19 protein-coding genes are annotated in these 16359 nt (G+C 55.0%); 13 read left to right on the plus strand and 6 right to left on the minus strand.

Annotation, left to right across the window (positions count from 1 at the left end; genetic code table 11):
• The first annotated feature begins 269 nt into the window (after positions 1-269).
• The 4 genes from AC6I8D_RS01745 to AC6I8D_RS01760 all read left to right on the plus strand — a co-directional run bounded on the left by AC6I8D_RS01745 (position 270) and on the right by AC6I8D_RS01760 (position 3624).
• Complete coding sequence (locus AC6I8D_RS01745) at positions 270-731, plus strand: FxsA family protein (protein ID WP_031375471.1); 462 nt, start codon at positions 270-272, stop codon at positions 729-731.
• A gap of 240 nt (positions 732-971) precedes the next feature.
• A complete protein-coding gene (locus AC6I8D_RS01750; RefSeq protein WP_022625257.1) occupies positions 972-1265 on the plus strand; it encodes a co-chaperone GroES in 294 nt (97 codons plus the stop codon).
• A gap of 48 nt (positions 1266-1313) precedes the next feature.
• A complete protein-coding gene (gene groL / locus AC6I8D_RS01755; RefSeq protein ID WP_497819559.1) occupies positions 1314-2963 on the plus strand; it encodes a chaperonin GroEL in 1650 nt (549 codons plus the stop codon).
• A gap of 313 nt (positions 2964-3276) precedes the next feature.
• On the plus strand, positions 3277-3624 hold the full coding sequence (locus AC6I8D_RS01760) for a DUF4156 domain-containing protein (protein WP_031375470.1): 348 nt from the start codon (positions 3277-3279) through the stop codon (positions 3622-3624).
• A 53-nt stretch (positions 3625-3677) separates the two neighbouring features.
• Here AC6I8D_RS01760 and epmB read toward each other — a convergent pair whose 3' ends face one another.
• Entirely contained in the window at positions 3678-4706 is a 1029-nt protein-coding gene (gene epmB, locus AC6I8D_RS01765) for an EF-P beta-lysylation protein EpmB (protein WP_312056999.1), read from the minus strand.
• Positions 4707-4749: 43 nt separating this feature from the next.
• Between epmB and efp the strand changes: the two genes are divergently transcribed.
• The 3 genes from efp to AC6I8D_RS01780 all read left to right on the plus strand — a co-directional run bounded on the left by efp (position 4750) and on the right by AC6I8D_RS01780 (position 5734).
• On the plus strand, positions 4750-5316 hold the full coding sequence (gene efp, locus AC6I8D_RS01770; RefSeq protein ID WP_031375468.1) for an elongation factor P: 567 nt from the start codon (positions 4750-4752) through the stop codon (positions 5314-5316).
• A 48-nt stretch (positions 5317-5364) separates the two neighbouring features.
• A complete protein-coding gene (locus tag AC6I8D_RS01775; protein WP_031375467.1) occupies positions 5365-5496 on the plus strand; it encodes an entericidin A/B family lipoprotein in 132 nt (43 codons plus the stop codon).
• Positions 5497-5599: 103 nt separating this feature from the next.
• The gene (locus AC6I8D_RS01780) at positions 5600-5734 is read left to right on the plus strand and encodes an entericidin A/B family lipoprotein (RefSeq protein WP_497819560.1); all 135 of its coding nucleotides are present in this window, start codon (positions 5600-5602) and stop codon (positions 5732-5734) included.
• Positions 5735-5788: 54 nt separating this feature from the next.
• On the opposite strand, the gene AC6I8D_RS01785 is transcribed toward AC6I8D_RS01780, so the two are convergent.
• Positions 5789-6313 carry a lipocalin family protein gene (locus AC6I8D_RS01785; protein WP_312759886.1) on the minus strand — a complete coding sequence of 175 codons (525 nt, stop codon included), beginning with the start codon at positions 6311-6313 and terminating at the stop codon, positions 5789-5791.
• Positions 6314-6448: 135 nt separating this feature from the next.
• Here AC6I8D_RS01785 and epmA point away from each other — a divergent pair, with 135 nt between their 5' ends.
• A complete protein-coding gene (gene epmA / locus AC6I8D_RS01790) occupies positions 6449-7426 on the plus strand; it encodes an elongation factor P--(R)-beta-lysine ligase (RefSeq protein ID WP_031375464.1) in 978 nt (325 codons plus the stop codon).
• Positions 7427-7586: 160 nt separating this feature from the next.
• Here the strand turns inward: epmA and degS are convergent, their stop codons facing one another.
• The 3 genes from degS to zapG form a co-directional block, all read right to left on the minus strand.
• Positions 7587-8648, minus strand: coding sequence for an outer membrane-stress sensor serine endopeptidase DegS (degS, locus tag AC6I8D_RS01795; RefSeq protein WP_312057679.1), 1062 nt, complete (start codon positions 8646-8648; stop codon positions 7587-7589).
• A gap of 89 nt (positions 8649-8737) precedes the next feature.
• The gene (gene degQ / locus AC6I8D_RS01800) at positions 8738-10111 is read right to left on the minus strand and encodes a serine endoprotease DegQ (protein WP_312055309.1); all 1374 of its coding nucleotides are present in this window, start codon (positions 10109-10111) and stop codon (positions 8738-8740) included.
• A gap of 110 nt (positions 10112-10221) precedes the next feature.
• Complete coding sequence (gene zapG, locus AC6I8D_RS01805) at positions 10222-10623, minus strand: Z-ring associated protein ZapG (RefSeq protein WP_031375461.1); 402 nt, start codon at positions 10621-10623, stop codon at positions 10222-10224.
• Positions 10624-10802: 179 nt separating this feature from the next.
• Between zapG and zapE the strand changes: the two genes are divergently transcribed.
• The 5 genes from zapE to sspB all read left to right on the plus strand — a co-directional run bounded on the left by zapE (position 10803) and on the right by sspB (position 14455).
• On the plus strand, positions 10803-11930 hold the full coding sequence (zapE, locus tag AC6I8D_RS01810; protein ID WP_312055308.1) for a cell division protein ZapE: 1128 nt from the start codon (positions 10803-10805) through the stop codon (positions 11928-11930).
• A gap of 227 nt (positions 11931-12157) precedes the next feature.
• Entirely contained in the window at positions 12158-12586 is a 429-nt protein-coding gene (rplM, locus tag AC6I8D_RS01815; RefSeq protein ID WP_008925400.1) for a 50S ribosomal protein L13, read from the plus strand.
• 15 nt (positions 12587-12601) lie between these two features.
• A complete protein-coding gene (rpsI, locus tag AC6I8D_RS01820; protein WP_031375459.1) occupies positions 12602-12994 on the plus strand; it encodes a 30S ribosomal protein S9 in 393 nt (130 codons plus the stop codon).
• A gap of 330 nt (positions 12995-13324) precedes the next feature.
• The gene (sspA, locus tag AC6I8D_RS01825; protein ID WP_031375458.1) at positions 13325-13966 is read left to right on the plus strand and encodes a stringent starvation protein SspA; all 642 of its coding nucleotides are present in this window, start codon (positions 13325-13327) and stop codon (positions 13964-13966) included.
• A 3-nt stretch (positions 13967-13969) separates the two neighbouring features.
• The gene (gene sspB, locus AC6I8D_RS01830; protein WP_031375457.1) at positions 13970-14455 is read left to right on the plus strand and encodes a ClpXP protease specificity-enhancing factor; all 486 of its coding nucleotides are present in this window, start codon (positions 13970-13972) and stop codon (positions 14453-14455) included.
• A 109-nt stretch (positions 14456-14564) separates the two neighbouring features.
• Here sspB and AC6I8D_RS01835 read toward each other — a convergent pair whose 3' ends face one another.
• Positions 14565-16322, minus strand: coding sequence for a sulfite reductase subunit alpha (locus tag AC6I8D_RS01835; RefSeq protein ID WP_497819561.1), 1758 nt, complete (start codon positions 16320-16322; stop codon positions 14565-14567).
• Between the last annotated feature and the right edge of the window lie 37 nt (positions 16323-16359).

The raw sequence follows: 16359 nt of genomic DNA on the forward strand, positions 1-16359 counted from the left end.
GCACCCGTACCGACATTTTATCCGTCTTCATACTGGTGAGCACGATCATATTCTGATGCATCAGAAATGCACGCATGCAGATCACTTAACGCTGCCGTCAGGTTAACGATATGTGAAACAGGTTACAAAATTAACCCTGCGGGATAAATTTGACAGGATCGGTTGAAAATGGTGACACGGGTGCCCATCTCTTTTCTTATCATCATTAAGATGAACGCTTTCTGCTGAGCGGCGCGCTGCCGATCGGCCCACACTTACAGGAGAGTACGGTGCGCTGGATACCGTTATTAGTCTTTTTTGTCCTGGCCTGGATTGAAATTTCACTGTTTATTCAGGTCGCCCACGTCATGGGCGTGCTGCTTACCATGCTGCTGGTGGTCTTCACCTCCTGCATCGGGGTGTCGCTGGTCAAAAATCAGGGCATGAAAAACTTCATGCTGATGCAGGAGAAGCTGGCGCGTAACGAGAGCCCGGCGAAAGAGATGATCAAGAGCGTGTCGCTGATCATCGCCGGTTTTCTACTGCTGCTGCCCGGCTTCTTTACCGACCTGCTGGGCCTGCTGCTGCTGTTGCCACCGGTGCAGAAGCATCTGACGCTGAAGCTGATGCCGCATTTGCGCGTCTGGCGCGGTCCGGGAGCCGGACCCGACAGCGGCTATACCATGGATGGCGAATTCGAGCGCAAAAATAGCGATCGCCTTGAGCACCATGACGATCCGAAAGATCGCTAATGGCGTTATCGCCACGTTAAAACGCAACCTTCGGGTTGCGTTTTTTGTTTCGGCTGGCGATCTTTTTGCCGATTGCTCAAAAAGCCATCACTCATCTCATCTGCGTAAAAAATTTGTTGTCTGCCCCCTTGAAAGGAGATGGTAGCGGCCCTATCTCTCAGGTCACGAGGCCGGAAGCCATGCAGCCCGGTGTTCAACCCCAAAACTGAATGATTGGACTTCTCAAAGGAGAGCTATCAAATGAAAATTCGTCCATTGCACGATCGCGTTATCGTCAAGCGTAAAGAAGTTGAAGCTAAATCAGCTGGCGGCATCGTGCTGACCGGTTCTGCAGCCGGCAAATCCACCCGTGGTGAAGTGCTGGCTGTCGGCAACGGCCGCATCCTTGAGAGTGGTGACGTTAAGCCGCTGGACGTGAAGGTTGGCGACATCGTGATCTTCAGCGAAGGTTACGGCGCGAAAACCGAGAAAATCGATAACGAAGAGGTGCTGATCATCTCTGAGAGCGACATCCTGGCGGTTGTTGAAGCGTAATTTTTTCGCGTAATTCACTGAACGAAACGAATTTAAGGGATATTTAAAATGGCAGCTAAAGACGTAAAATTCGGTAATGACGCACGCGTAAAAATGCTGCGTGGCGTGAACGTACTGGCAGATGCAGTAAAAGTTACCCTGGGCCCGAAAGGCCGTAACGTGGTTCTGGATAAATCTTTTGGTGCACCGACCATCACTAAAGATGGTGTTTCTGTAGCACGTGAAATCGAACTGGAAGACAAGTTCGAGAACATGGGCGCGCAGATGGTGAAAGAAGTTGCCTCTAAAGCGAACGACGCTGCGGGCGACGGCACCACCACCGCTACCGTACTGGCGCAGTCTATCATCACCGAAGGCCTGAAAGCCGTTGCTGCGGGTATGAACCCGATGGACCTGAAGCGCGGTATCGACCAGGCGGTTATCGCTGCGGTTGAGAAACTGAAAGCGCTGTCTGTACCGTGCTCCGACTCTAAAGCGATTGCGCAGGTAGGTACCATCTCTGCTAACTCCGATGAAACCGTGGGCCAGCTGATAGCTCAGGCGATGGAGAAAGTGGGTAAAGAAGGCGTGATCACCGTTGAAGAAGGCACTGGCCTGCAGGACGAGCTGGATGTGGTTGAAGGTATGCAGTTCGATCGCGGTTACCTGTCACCTTACTTCATCAACAAACCAGAAACCGGTGCGATTGAACTGGAATCTCCGTTCATCCTGCTGGCTGACAAGAAAATCTCTAACATCCGTGAAATGCTGCCAGTGCTGGAAGCCGTGGCGAAAGCCGGCAAACCACTGCTGATCATCGCGGAAGATGTTGAAGGCGAAGCGCTGGCTACCCTGGTGGTTAACACCATGCGCGGCATCGTGAAAGTGGCTGCGGTTAAAGCACCAGGCTTCGGCGACCGTCGTAAAGCCATGCTGCAGGATATCGCTATCCTGACCGGTGGTACTGTGATTTCTGAAGAGATCGGCATGGAGCTGGAAAAAGCGGCTCTGGAAGATCTGGGTCAGGCAAAACGCGTTGTGATTAACAAAGACACCACCACCATCATCGACGGTGTGGGTGAAGAAGCGACGATTCAGGGCCGTGTTACCCAGATTCGTCAGCAGATCGAAGAAGCAACCTCTGACTACGACAAAGAAAAACTGCAGGAGCGTGTCGCTAAACTGGCAGGCGGCGTTGCCGTTCTGAAAGTGGGCGCAGCAACTGAAGTTGAAATGAAAGAGAAGAAAGCCCGCGTTGAAGATGCCCTGCACGCAACCCGTGCTGCGGTAGAAGAAGGTGTGGTTGCTGGTGGTGGTGTGGCGCTGGTTCGCGTTGCAGCTCAGCTGGCCGAGCTGCGTGGTCAGAACGAAGATCAGAACGTCGGTATCAAAGTTGCACTGCGCGCAATGGAATCTCCACTGCGTCAGATTGTATCTAACGCCGGTGAAGAGCCATCTGTAGTCGCTAACAACGTGAAAGCGGGCGACGGTAACTACGGTTACAACGCGCAGACTGAAGAGTACGGCAACATGATCGACTTCGGTATCCTGGACCCAACCAAAGTAACCCGTTCTGCTCTGCAGTACGCGGCTTCTGTGGCCGGTCTGATGATCACCACCGAATGTATGGTCACTGACCTGCCAAAAGGCGACGCACCTGATTTAGGCGGCGGCGCTGGCGGTATGGGTGGCATGGGCGGTATGGGCGGCATGATGTAATTTGCCGTTGACTGCTTAAGTCATCAGGAACCCCCGATCGGAAACGGTCGGGGGTTTTTCTTTTGGGGCGGAAAATAGTATAAGTAGTGGCGCAATCGTTCGTCTTTCCTCTTGATATGTCACGCTGTCTGCTGCTGCGCCGCCGGATCCACTGGCTTAAACCAGCCCATCAGGATCGGCATGCTTGTCAGCCTGCAAGCGGCATGAAATATTGAGACGATATAACGGGATAAGGGCAATGAATGTGCAGAAAGAAAAAACTTTTTTCTGCTACGCTGCCACCCGACTCTGATGATAATAAATGGGGATTACAATGCGGATTAACCTCTTGCTCGGACTGACGGCTGGCGCGTTATTGCTGGCGGGCTGTAGCAGCTCTACTCAACTCTCCTCGGCAGGCCAGCGCGTGACTTTTACCGATCAGCAGCCCGGCAGTGAGTGTCAGCTTCTGGGGAATCTCACCGGCTCACAGAGTAACTGGCTGAGCGGGGCAGGCGGTGAAACCAGCGCGCTGCGCGGTGCAGCAAATGACCTGCGCAACCGTGCAGCGGAAATGGGCGGTAACGTGATTTACGGCGCAACCAGCCCGACGCAGAACCTGCTGTCCGCGTTCGCACCACTCGACAGTAAAATGTCTGGCCAGGTTTACAAGTGCCCGTAAGGTGAATCCGGCATCATGCCTTCTTCAGACGGCCGGCCTTGCGCCGGCCGTTTTTATTCCTGACGCAGCTGTAGATCCAGCGGCGTTTTACTCGGCTCGCCGCCAATTTCCCGCGCCAGCTTCGGCACCAGATAGCCGGAAACCTGTGACAGTAAGGCCCTTACCAGCTGACGGGCTTCATCATCTGAGACAAAGAAATGGGCGGCACCCTGCACCTTGTCCAGCACGTGCAGGTAGTAGGGCAGAATGCCCGCATCGAACAGCGCATTGCTCAGCGTTGCCAGCGTCCGGGCATTGTCGTTGACGCCGCGTAGCAGCACGCTCTGATTGAGCAGCGTCACGCCTGCACGCTTCAGCTCTCTCATCGCCTCACGCAGCGCATCGTCAATCTCCTGCGCGTGGTTGATGTGCGTCACCATCAGCACCTGCAGCCGTGTTTCACTGAGCATCTGGCAGAGTGCGTCGGTAATCCGCGCCGGGATCACCACCGGTAAACGGCTATGGATACGCAGCCTTTTCAGGTGCGGGATTTTCTCCAGCGCCGCAATCAGCCAGGCGAGTTCATGATCTTTTGCCATCAGCGGATCGCCGCCGGAGAAGATGATCTCATCCAGCTCCGGATGCTCGGCGATATAGTCCAGTGCCGCCTGCCAGTTACGCTTATTTCCCTGATTATCCTGGTAAGGAAAATGACGGCGGAAGCAGTAGCGACAGTTGACCGCACAGCCGCCTTTCACCAGCAATAAGGCGCGGTTTTGGTATTTATGCAGCAAACCAGGGACAACGTTGCTTTGTTCATCCAGCGGATCGGTGCTATAACCTGGCGCATCGATGAATTCCTGGCGTTGAGTCAGTACCTGAAGCAGCAGCGGGTCGTGCGCATCACCTTTCTTCATCCGGTTGATGAATGCACGGGGAACGCGCAAGGCGAAAAGACGCCGCGCCTCCGCCCCGTCGGCCAGCTCAGTGTGCTGATCCAGGGCTAAAATCCGCAGTAATTCATCAGGTTCAGTGACAACATCAGCAAGTTGCTGCAACCAATCTTCTCTGGAAGGTGTTTTTAGGGTTACAATGTGTGCCATTTTTTTGGCTTAGTACCAGTATCAATTTTCGTAGAGGGCCTTCATGGCGACTTATTCTAGCAACGATTTCCGTCCCGGTCTTAAAATCATGTTCGAAGGCGAGCCGTATGCCATCGAATCCAGTGAGTTCGTTAAACCGGGTAAAGGTCAGGCATTCGCGCGCGTTAAAATGCGTCGCCTGCTGACGGGTTCTCGCGTTGAGAAAACTTTTAAATCCACCGACTCCGCCGAAGGCGCAGACGTGATGGATACCAACCTGAACTACCTGTACAACGACGGTGAGTTCTATCACTTCATGCACCCGGAAAGCTTCGAGCAGTTCCAGGTTGAAGAGAAAACCGTCAGCGATGCCGCAAAATGGCTGCAGGATAACGCTGAATGTATCGTTACGCTGTGGAATGGCCGTCCAATCGCCGTTCAGCCGCCGAACTTTATCGAAGCCGAAATCGTTGAAACCGATCCTGGTCTGAAAGGTGACACCGCGGGTACCGGTGGTAAGCCAGCCAAGCTGTCTACCGGCGCAGTGGTGAAAGTGCCATTGTTCGTGCAAGAGGGCGAAGTGGTCAAAGTTGACACCCGCTCTGGCGAATACGTGTCACGCGTAAAATAAGTGCCGCAGGCGCATCTCAGATGCGCCTTTTTCTTGTGTGAGTGAAAAATGAAAAAACTGGCAAAATTAATCGCATTCGCGTTGCTGGTCTCCTCTGCGCTGAGCGCCTGCAACACTTTCCACGGTTTTGGCGAAGATGTCTCCCACTTAGGTGGTGCCATTTCGCGTGCGGCAAACTGACTGTTAACCTTCGTCTATTTTGTGGAGTCGTCAGCGGCAGTCGGCGGAAATCCGGCTATGCTTAAAACGCTGTACTTTTACATCCATCAAAAAGGACATTGTTATGTTAAAGAAAAGTATTTTCACTTTCTTCTCTGTACTGGTGCTCTCTTCACTGCTGACGGCTTGTAATACCACACGTGGCGTGGGCGAAGACGTAGAAGCGGGTGGTCAGGCGATTCAAAACAGCACGAAGTAACCCGTTATTCCAACCGGTACGAAACCTTTTTCGTACCGGCTGTTCGCGTCCGCACTATTTCTGTTTTACCCAGATTAACTCGTCAACCGGGAAGCCATCCCGACGCGCCTGATCGACCAGCTTCTCTTTTACGCCTGGCTCCAGCTGCGGCGTGCGCGACAGAATCCACAGATAGTGACGATTCGGTCCACAGACCAGCGCATAGCGGTAGTCCGAATCAAGAGCAATCACGTTATAGCCGCCGTAGAAGGGGCCGAAAAAGGAGACTTTCAACGCCGCTCGTTGCGGGTCGCCGGTAAAGTAGGCCTTGCCGACGCTCTCCTGCCAGCGCTGTTTCTTCACGTTGTAACCGCGATTGATCACTTTCAGGCCGCCATCTTCACGCGGGCTGTAGTTCGCCGTCACCTGTTCAAGACCGCGTTCGAAAGGGTGATTCAGACGGGCAATTTCGTACCACTGGCCGAGATAGCGCTGGCTGTCAAAGTTTTCGATCACCGTGACGTTCTTTGGCGGCGTGGTGCTACAGGCGACAGAGAGAAAGGCGCTCAGGCTGGCAACAACGGTTTTCCATGGAGACATAGTGGGATTCCTTTGTGATTTAACTGCTTAAGTATAGAAGCCGAAACGCTGTTTTTGGCAGCGCGGGCGCGAGATTGTTTGCCGCAGGCATTGCAGGTAGACTTCCATCCCTTATTTGTATCAGGAGTCATCACCATGAGCGAAACGGCAAGCTGGCAACCAAGCGCATCCATCGCCAATTTGTTAAAACGCGCGGCGATTTTAGCCGAAGTGCGTCGTTTCTTTGCCGATCGTGGCGTACTGGAAGTCGATACGCCAGCGATGAGTCAGGCAACCATTACCGACATTCATCTGGTACCGTTCCAGACACGGTTTGTCGGACCCGGTGCCGCGCAAGGGCGCGATCTCTGGCTGATGACCAGCCCGGAATACCACATGAAACGCCTGCTGGCCGCGGGCAGCGGGCCGATTTACCAGATGGCACGCAGCTTCCGTAATGAAGAAGCGGGCCGTCACCATAACCCGGAATTCACCATGCTGGAGTGGTACCGGCCGCACTACGACATGTATCGTCTGATGAACGAAGTTGACGATCTGATGCAGCAGGTGCTGGAGTGCGACAGCGCGGAATCGCTCTCTTATCAGCAGGCGTTTATCCGTCATCTGGAGATTGATCCGCTGTCGGCAGACAAGGCCCAGCTGCGTGAAGCGGCGGAAAAGCTGGGTGAAGGCGAACTGGCGCGGGCGGAAGAGGATCGCGATACCCTGCTGATGCTGCTGTTTATGCTGGGCGTGGAACCGAAGATTGGTCAGGATAAGCCTTGCTTCGTTTACCACTTCCCGGCCAGCCAGGCGGCGCTGGCGGAGATCAGCACCGAGGATCACCGCGTGGCAGAACGTTTCGAGGTCTACTACAAGGGCATCGAACTGGCGAACGGTTTCCGTGAGCTGACTGACAGCCGCGAACAGCGTCAGCGCTTCGAGCAGGATAACCGTCGGCGCGCGGCGCGCGGCCTGCCACAGCATCCGATTGATACTAACCTGCTGGATGCACTGGCGCACGGTATGCCAGCCTGTTCCGGGGTGGCGCTGGGCGTTGATCGGTTGATTATGCTGGCGCTGAAAGCGGAATCACTGAGTGAAGTGATCGCCTTCCCGGTCGATCGCTGTTAATCATTCAGGAACAACGGCAGCTGACTTGACAGGGAAGGGGTGGCCCGATCGAAGAGCAAAGCGTCCGAGCCAGGATGGCGAGGCCGACCGGCAGGGATGCCGGCCTTCTTTGCGATTGGCTGGACCACCCCTGACCGGGCGCTGACTGTTATGTGCTGTGCTACTGGCTACTGTCCGGGAATTCCTGAATCGTTACCGGCAGCGTCAGCTTCTGATCATTTCGCAGTACCTGCACATCAATCACTGACCCCGGGCGAATCTCAGCCACCTGGTCCATCGTCTCCTGGGCGGAAACCGCAGGCTTGCCGTTGACGCTCAGCAACACATCATTGGCCTGAATACCGGCTTTATCGGCCGGACCGTCCGGGGTCACCACGCTAACGATAATGCCCTGAACCCGATCCAGATTGCTGCCCTGACCGTGCAGCGGCGGCAGTTCGCGGCCGGTAATGCCGATGTAGCCGCGAATTACCCGGCCATCACGAATCAGCTTATCCATAATTTTTGAGGCCAGCGCGGTTGGAATAGCGAATCCAATGCCTTCCGGCGTTTCGCCGTCATTGCTTTTGTCGAAGGTCAGGGTGTTGATGCCCATCAATTCGCCCAGCGAGTTGATCAGCGCGCCGCCAGAGTTACCCTGGTTGATCGAGGCATCGGTTTGCAGGAAGTTCTGCCGGCCCGACGAACTTAAGCCAACCCGTCCGGTGGCGCTGATAATGCCCTGGGTAACCGTCTGGCCGAGATTGTAGGGATTGCCGATCGCCATCACCACATCGCCGATATGGGCCAGACGTTTAGAATTGATCGGGATAACCGGCAGGCTGGAGGCGGTGATTTTCAGCACCGCCAAATCGGTCATTGCGTCTGAACCGACCAGCGTTGCTTCGAAGAAACGGCCATCCTGCAGCGCCACAATAATCTGGTCAGCATTGTTGATGACGTGCTTATTGGTCAGGATGTAGCCTTTTGCGTTCATGATCACCCCGGAACCCAGGGTGGTGATGCCACGATTGTTATTACCGTGCGCGCTACGGTTATAGACGTTGACGACCGCAGGCACGGCGCGGCGCACCCCCTGATTAAAGCTAAAGGGTGTTTCGTCGTTACTGTCATCGTGGTTATAGAGGGCGTCGCTGCCCATACGCAGTGCAGGCAGTGCTGCGAGCAAAATACCCGCCACAATCAGGCCCAGCACCACGGCACGCAAAAGTTTAAGAAACATGGTGTTAAATCACGCCAGGGGAGATCGCTGGGCAGAATAGCATGAGAGCGGCGGACACACACGTGCTTGTGTCCGCCATAATGCGAGGTTTATCTCAACAACAGATAGATACTCTCATCACCGCGGACCACATTCAGCGCCAGTACCGGCGGTTTCCCTTCCAGCACTTTACGCATTTCAGCGATCGACTGAACGCGATTGCGGTTAACGCCAACAATCACATCATCTTTTTGCAGACCAACCTGTTCAGCCGGCGTGCCTTTCTCAATGGTATCGACCTTAACCCCTTTGTCACCGGTTTTGGTCTGGCCATCACTCAGGGTGGCACCCTGCAGCGCAGGCGACATCAACTGGGCACTGGCGGTGGTTTGTGCGCTTTGCTCCAGCGTAACGGTGACCGTGACTGGCTTACCTTCACGCAGCAAACCGAGTTTAACCTGCTCGCCTGGCGCGGTGGTGCCGATTTTCACCCGCAGTTCGGCAAAGCTGGTGATCGGTTTGTCATTCACTGAAGTAATGATATCGCCGGATTTCACGCCCGCTTTCTGGGCTGCTGACTGCGGCAACACTTCTGAAACAAACGCACCGCGCTGCGCATCGACGTTAAACGCCTTGGCCATGTCGGCGGTCATTTCGGTTCCTTTAATGCCGAGCTGGCCGCGCTTCACTTCACCATATTTGATCAGCTGCTGTGCGAGGTTGATCGCCATGTCGCTGGGAATGGCGAAGCCGATGCCGATATTACCGCCGCTTGAGGCCAGAATCGCGGTATTGATCCCAATCAGTTCGCCGTTGAGATTAACCAGCGCGCCGCCTGAGTTGCCACGGTTAATCGCAGCATCGGTCTGAATGAAGTTTTCCAACCCTTCCAGATTCAGGCCGCTACGGCCCAATGCCGAGATGATACCGGAGGTTGCAGTCTGACCCAGCCCAAACGGGTTGCCGATTGCTACCGCAAAATCACCCACTTTCAGCTGATCGGAGTCGGCCACTTTAACCTGCGTCAGGTTTTTTGCGCCCTGGATCTGAATCAGCGCAATGTCAGTCTGCTCATCATGACCGATCAGTTTGGCTTCATATTCACTGCCGTCGCCCAACTGCACGTTGATCTTATCCGCGCCGTTGACCACGTGGTTATTGGTCAGCACGTATCCTTTGGCCGCATCGATGATGACGCCCGACCCCAGTCCTTCAAACGGCTGTGGCTGATTATTGCCGCCGGGCATCTGGCCAAAGAAGCGTTTCAGTGGCTCAGGAATATCCTGCGCCTGATCGGCCGATTCGGTACCTTCAACGTGAACGCTGACCACGGCGGGCAGCACTTTCTCCAGCATGGGTGCCAGGCTTGGCAGCGGCTGGCCGGCAATTTGTGCTGGCAGCGTCGCCATCGCGTCTGGCGCGGCGGCAAGGCTCATCCCAATACTCAAGGCTAATGCGCTAAACAGTCGTGCTTGTTTTTTCATTGCTACAACGCTCTCGCTGCAAAAAGTGGGGGGAATTACTCAGTGTGACAGTCGTTTGAGGTCAGGGTTCGCAAAAACCGTGGGCGCAGACCGGCTGCGCCCCAAAAAGATTAGTCGCGGGCAGGGCGCTCGCCGCGCAGTAAACCAGATGCCCCTTCAGAGTAGTCGCGCGGCATCTGTACCGGGACCTGGTCGTTATCGGCTTCAGCCTCAGTCAGCTGATAAGCAAATGGATTTTTCTCGCCTGGCAGGTCAGGCAGCAGATCATTCGACCCTTTCGCCATATGCTGGTAGAGCTGACGATAGTCGCGCGCCATGTTGTCCAGCAGTTCCGCGCTTTGCGCGAAGTGGTTAGTCAGTTCCTGACGGTAATCCGCCAGTTCCGCTTTCGATTTTTCCAGTTCGTACTGCATGCTGCGCTGCTCACGCAATTTCCTGTTGCCAAAACGCATGGCTACTGCGCCGACAATAATGCCTACCACTAAACCAATTAGCCCGTATTCCCAGGTCATAATGACTCCCGTGTTATTTCCGTTGTTCCGTAGGGCATTGCACCATTCCAACTAGTAGCCACTATACCCGTTAATCTTATGGATGTGGAACTCTGGAGCGGCATGGCTTAGTGTAGAACGGCCTTTTTTTCGACAACTGCTGTATGAATCAGACAAAATTCAGGGACTCTGAGAGAACAATGCAAACCTCATCTCCGCTTGCCCGCTATGAGCAGGCGCTGTCGCAGGGCGAATTCAAGCCCGATGACGTACAACGTGAAGCCATTACCCGTTTAGACGCGCTGCAGCACGCACTGGCCGCACGTCAGCAAACTGCTGCGCCTGCGACATCTGGCCTGCTGGGCCGCCTGTCGAAACTGATCGGCAAAGAGAAAAACGACCCCCTGCCACCGCTGCGCGGTTTATATATGTGGGGCGGTGTGGGTCGCGGGAAAACCTGGGTAATGGATCTGTTTTTTCAGTCTATTCCTGGCAATCGCAAACTGCGGCTGCACTTTCATCGCTTTATGCTGCGGGTACACGAAGAGCTAACGCAACTGCAGGGACAGAGCGATCCGCTGCTGATCATCGCCGACCGCTTTAAAGCCGAAACCGATATCCTCTGTTTCGACGAGTTTTTCGTGTCTGACATCACTGATGCGATGCTGCTTGGCACCCTGATGGAAGCGCTGTTTGAACGCGGTATCGCGCTGGTTGCCACCTCCAACATTCCGCCAGACGATCTCTATCGCAATGGGTTACAGCGTGCGCGCTTCCTGCCGGCGATTGAGCAGATCAAAACCCACTGCGATGTGATGAACGTTGATGCCGGCATCGATTACCGGTTGCGGACGCTGACCTCGGCTCATCTGTGGAACTACCCGCTGAATGACAAGACCCACGCTGAAATGGGGCGGATGTTTCAGGCGCTGGCAGGCGGTAAACCGGAACAGGCACCGGTATTGGAGATTAATCATCGCCAGATGCCGACGCTCGGCGTCAGCGACGGGGTGCTGGCGATCAACTTCACCACGCTGTGCGGCGAAGGACGCAGCCAGCATGACTATATTGCGCTCTCGCGTCGCTTCCACAGCGTCCTGCTGCACGATGTGCCGGTGATGATTTACAAGACCGAAGATCAGGCGCGTCGTTTTCTGGCGCTGGTCGATGAATTCTACGAACGTCATGTGAAACTGGTGGTAGCAGCGGAAACCTCGCTGACCGAGATTTATCAGGGCACGCGGCTGAAATTTGAATACCAGCGCTGCTTGTCGCGCCTGCAGGAGATGCAGAGCGAGGAGTATCTGCGCCTGCCGCACCTGCCGTGAGAATAAAGCAGATAAATAGTGAAATAGGGTTCGATTTTTGTAACTGACTTCTCTATAATCTTGCGACCCCACGTTACAGCAAAGGATTTTTTTCCCAAATCCTCTGTGTTCCAGTAACTCTATCCGAAGGGGTGGCTTGCTGGTCAAAATGGTCGTGTGAGCCTCAATCGTTTACTTAAGCGTTTGGGATTTCACCAACGTGTAACTTAATTTGGGTAAGCTTTTCGATGAAAACTTTTACAGCTAAACCAGAAACCGTCCAACGTGACTGGTTTGTAGTTGACGCAACGGGCAAAACTTTGGGTCGCCTGGCGACTGAACTGGCGCGCCGTCTGCGTGGTAAGCATAAAGCGGAATACACTCCGCACGTTGATACGGGTGATTACATCATCGTTCTGAACGCAGAAAAAGTTGCTGTAACCGGCAACAAGCGTACTGACAAGATTTACTATCACCACACTGGTCACATCGGTGGTATCAAACAGGCGACCTTTGAAGAGATGATTGCTCGCCGTCCTGAGCGTGTGATTGAGATCGCGGTTAAAGGCATGCTGCCGAAGGGCCCGCTGGGTCGTGCTATGTACCGTAAACTGAAAGTTTACGCAGGCAACGAGCACACCCATGCGGCACAGCAACCGCAAGTTCTTGACATTTAATCGGGATTAAAGGCAATGGCTGAAACTCAAAACTACGGCACTGGTCGCCGCAAAAGCTCTACCGCTCGCGTATTTATTAAGCCGGGTAGCGGTAACATCGTTATCAACCAACGTTCTCTGGAACAGTACTTCGGTCGCGAAACTGCCCGCATGGTAGTTCGTCAGCCGCTTGAGCTGCTGGACCTGGTTGGTAAATTCGATCTGTACGTCACTGTTAAAGGTGGTGGTATTTCTGGTCAGGCTGGTGCGATCCGTCACGGTATCACCCGCGCTCTGATGGAATATGACGAATCTCTGCGTGCGGAGCTGCGTAAAGCTGGCTTCGTTACCCGTGATGCGCGTCAGGTTGAACGTAAGAAAGTCGGCCTGCGTAAAGCACGTCGTCGTCCTCAGTTCTCCAAGCGTTAATTGTTGCTGCTTCGGCAGAGACAATTGGCACAAAAAACCCGCTTCGGCGGGTTTTTTGCTTTGTGCCGCACCGCCGGTGCCGGCGGGAAAACGTTAACGGCGCTCCCAATTTCCCCGCAAAGATTCATTCCACGCCCACAAGCTGCCTAAAATCTGGTAAACTCTGTGTCACTTTGCGCCCGCAGGCCGGTGCGTTATGCGTCTCCCCGCCGTCGGGATATCAGTATACGACGCAGCTAACGTGGGTTGCGTGCGAGTTCTATGAGCAAGTGAGTCGCCGGATGGTTGGCTATTCGCAGTAACTTTTTGTGAACAAACTTGGAGGTTTTCATGGCTGTCGCTGCCAACAAACGTTCGGTAATGACGCTGTTTTCTGGTCCTACTGACATTTTCAGCCATCAGGTACGTATTGTCCTGGCGGAGAAGGGTGTCAGCGTAGAGATCGAGCAGGTCGAAATGGATAACCTGCCGCAGGATCTGATTGACCTCAACCCGTATCGCACGGTGCCGACGCTGGTAGATCGTGAGCTGACGCTGTATGAATCACGCATCATCATGGAATATTTAGATGAGCGTTTCCCGCATCCACCGCTGATGCCGGTTTATCCGGTTGCCCGTGGTGAAAGCCGTCTGATGATGCACCGCATTGAGCAGGACTGGTACAGCCTGATGAGAACCGTTGAGAACAGCAGCGGTCAGGAAGCCGAAGCCGCACGCAAACAACTGCGTGAAGAGCTGCTGGCGATTGCGCCGCTGTTTGGTCGCACACCGTTCTTCATGAGCGAAGAGTTCAGCCTGGTCGATTGCTATCTGGCTCCGCTGTTATGGCGTCTGCCGTCAATGGGCATCGATTTGATCGGCTCCGGTTCAAAAGAGCTGAAAGGCTACATGAATCGTGTCTTCGAGCGTGACTCTTTCCTCGCTTCATTAACTGAAGCTGAACGTGAAATGCGCCTGCAAGCCCGGGGCTGATTTATGGAAATGTCGCAACTTACCGCACGTCGCCCCTATCTGCTGCGCGCCTTCTATGACTGGTTGCTCGACAACCAGTTAACGCCGCACCTGGTGGTCGACATTAACCTGCCCGGTGTGCAGGTGCCGCTCGAGTATGCGCGCGATGGTCAGATCGTGTTGAACATTGCGCCGCGCGCCGTGGGCAATCTCGATCTGGCTAACGATCAGGTGTCGTTCAACGCCCGTTTCGGCGGCGTTCCGCGTCAGGTTAACGTGCCGATGGCGGCGATTCTGGCAATCTATGCGCGTGAAAACGGCGCTGGAACGATGTTTGAACCTGAACCGGCTTACGAACTGGCCTCTCAGGAGACGTCAGACGGTCAGGAAGAGACCATGATGTCCGTGATTGATGGCGATCGTCCTGACGATGCCAGCGATGACGAGACACCGCCTGATGACGATCCACCACCGCGTGGCGGACGCCCTTCATTGCGCGTGGTAAAATAACATCCGATACCCGTCCTCAGGACGGGTATTTTTTTGCCGGTTGTTAAGGGCAATAAAAAATCCGGCTGCCTGCGCAAGCCGGATTTTTTGTTACGTTAACGCGCGCGAATTAATAGACGTCGCGCAGGTAACGCTTCTCTTTCTTCAGCTGATCGATGTAATCCGCCGCACGTTCACTGGACAGCCCGCCGAACTGACGCACCACTTCATACAGCGCGCTGTCGACATCTTTCGCCATGCGTGACGCATCACCACAGACGTAGAAATAAGCCCCTTCCTGCAGCCAGGCGTAAAGCTCTGCGCCCTGCTCCAGCATGCGGGTCTGTACGTAGATCTTCTTCTCCTGATCGCGTGAGAACGCCAGATCCAGCCGGGTCAGCAAGCCGCTGTCGTGCCAGCCGGTCAGCTCGTCGCGATAGATGAAATCATGTTCCTGATGCTGATCGCCAAAGAACAGCCAGTTTTTGCCCTGGGCGCCGGTTGCCTGACGCTCCTGCAAAAAGGCGCGGAACGGAGCGATACCGGTGCCCGGTCCCACCATGATCAGCGGGGCGCTGTTATTAGCCGGCACGCGAAACGCTTTGTTTGGCGAGATGAAGATAGCCGGCTTTTCACCGCGGCGTACGCGTTCGGCCAGATAGGTTGAACAGACGCCGCCACGGTTACGGCCGCCACTGTGATAGCGAACGGAGGCGACGGTCAGGTGTACCTGGTTAGGATGCGCCTTCGAGCTTGACGAGATGGAGTAGGCACGATGCTGCAACGGACGCAGCAGCGCGACAAATTCCGGCACCGGCAGCGAGCGGGTCAGCTCAAGCTGCAGCAGGTCGAGCGTATCTTTGCCCCACAGCCACACGCCGAGCGCATCTTTATCGTCGTGCTGCAACACGTGACGCAGTTCCTGGTTGGTGGTGTTCTGCCCAACCCACTCGATCAGCTTGCGCGACGGTTCTGAGATTTCAAACTGATAGGTCAGCAGATCGCCGAGGCTGCGGTCAAAACCGGGTACCGGCGTCTGGTAATCGGCATTCAGCTGCGTCAGCAGCAGGCTGACCAGCGACGGTTCGTTGACCGGGATAACGCCCAGCGCATCGCCCGCTTCATATTTCAGGCCGCTGTCGGTCAGATCAAACTCGAAGTGACGAATATCCTTCGCCGACTGCTCGCCTGACAGACGCTTGTTGGTGATCAGCGCCGCAGCGTAAGGATTTGACTTGTTGCTGCCCGGGATCACCGGCGCTTCTGGTGCGCTCTCCAGCACCGTGCCGCTGCTGCCTGCGCTGGCGGCAAACTGCGGCATCGAACTGTTCAGCCATTCGCTGGACGGCTCTTCGTAGTCGATGTCGCAATCAATACGATCGACCACGCGTTTCGCGCCCAGCTGCTCCAGCCGCATATCAATGAATTTACCCGCCTGGCAGAAGCCATCGTAGCCGGTATCACCAATCGCCAGCACCGCAAAGTGCATCTGCTCCAGACGCGGGGCGGTGCTGGCGGAGATGGCATCCCAGAACAACTGGGCATTGTCCGGCATTTCGCCTTCGCCATAGGTCGACGTAACGATCAGTACGTGACGCATGGTGACGAACACGTCGAGATCCACATCGCCCAGCGCCTGAACTACCGGCACCAGGCCTTTAGCTCGTGCTGATTTGGCGGCGGTTTGCGCCAGCGCTTCCGCGTTGCCGGTTTGCGAACCGTAGAGAATATGCAGTTGGGTGGTGGCGGCGGCACCGGTACCTGCCGCAGGCTGCTGCTTGTCTTCTAACACCAGTAAACGGGAGTGAAGACCGGCGAGGAAGCCTGCCAGCCAGTATTTCTGATCGCCATTAAAGGGTGCATCTTCTGGAATATAAGGAATTTTCATGGGTACTTTTACTCAATCCCGTTCTCACCCTTCATAA

The sequence above is a fragment of the Pantoea sp. X-Soil-MYKO-1785 genome (assembly GCF_059730675.1).

What these genes read in the sequence shown, in the direction of transcription:
- AC6I8D_RS01750 (WP_022625257.1), top strand. Translation starts at nt 972, where the DNA reads ATGAAAATTCGTCCATTGCACGATCGCGTTATCGTCAAGCGTAAAGAA.
- groL (WP_497819559.1), top strand. Translation starts at nt 1,314, where the DNA reads ATGGCAGCTAAAGACGTAAAATTCGGTAATGACGCACGCGTAAAAATG.
- AC6I8D_RS01760 (WP_031375470.1), top strand. Translation starts at nt 3,277, where the DNA reads ATGCGGATTAACCTCTTGCTCGGACTGACGGCTGGCGCGTTATTGCTG.
- epmB (WP_312056999.1), bottom strand. Translation starts at nt 4,706, where the DNA reads ATGGCACACATTGTAACCCTAAAAACACCTTCCAGAGAAGATTGGTTG.
- efp (WP_031375468.1), top strand. Translation starts at nt 4,750, where the DNA reads ATGGCGACTTATTCTAGCAACGATTTCCGTCCCGGTCTTAAAATCATG.
- AC6I8D_RS01775 (WP_031375467.1), top strand. Translation starts at nt 5,365, where the DNA reads ATGAAAAAACTGGCAAAATTAATCGCATTCGCGTTGCTGGTCTCCTCT.
- AC6I8D_RS01780 (WP_497819560.1), top strand. Translation starts at nt 5,600, where the DNA reads ATGTTAAAGAAAAGTATTTTCACTTTCTTCTCTGTACTGGTGCTCTCT.
- AC6I8D_RS01785 (WP_312759886.1), bottom strand. Translation starts at nt 6,313, where the DNA reads ATGTCTCCATGGAAAACCGTTGTTGCCAGCCTGAGCGCCTTTCTCTCT.
- epmA (WP_031375464.1), top strand. Translation starts at nt 6,449, where the DNA reads ATGAGCGAAACGGCAAGCTGGCAACCAAGCGCATCCATCGCCAATTTG.
- degS (WP_312057679.1), bottom strand. Translation starts at nt 8,648, where the DNA reads ATGTTTCTTAAACTTTTGCGTGCCGTGGTGCTGGGCCTGATTGTGGCG.
- degQ (WP_312055309.1), bottom strand. Translation starts at nt 10,111, where the DNA reads ATGAAAAAACAAGCACGACTGTTTAGCGCATTAGCCTTGAGTATTGGG.
- zapG (WP_031375461.1), bottom strand. Translation starts at nt 10,623, where the DNA reads ATGACCTGGGAATACGGGCTAATTGGTTTAGTGGTAGGCATTATTGTC.
- zapE (WP_312055308.1), top strand. Translation starts at nt 10,803, where the DNA reads ATGCAAACCTCATCTCCGCTTGCCCGCTATGAGCAGGCGCTGTCGCAG.
- rplM (WP_008925400.1), top strand. Translation starts at nt 12,158, where the DNA reads ATGAAAACTTTTACAGCTAAACCAGAAACCGTCCAACGTGACTGGTTT.
- rpsI (WP_031375459.1), top strand. Translation starts at nt 12,602, where the DNA reads ATGGCTGAAACTCAAAACTACGGCACTGGTCGCCGCAAAAGCTCTACC.
- sspA (WP_031375458.1), top strand. Translation starts at nt 13,325, where the DNA reads ATGGCTGTCGCTGCCAACAAACGTTCGGTAATGACGCTGTTTTCTGGT.
- sspB (WP_031375457.1), top strand. Translation starts at nt 13,970, where the DNA reads ATGGAAATGTCGCAACTTACCGCACGTCGCCCCTATCTGCTGCGCGCC.
- AC6I8D_RS01835 (WP_497819561.1), bottom strand. Translation starts at nt 16,322, where the DNA reads ATGAAAATTCCTTATATTCCAGAAGATGCACCCTTTAATGGCGATCAG.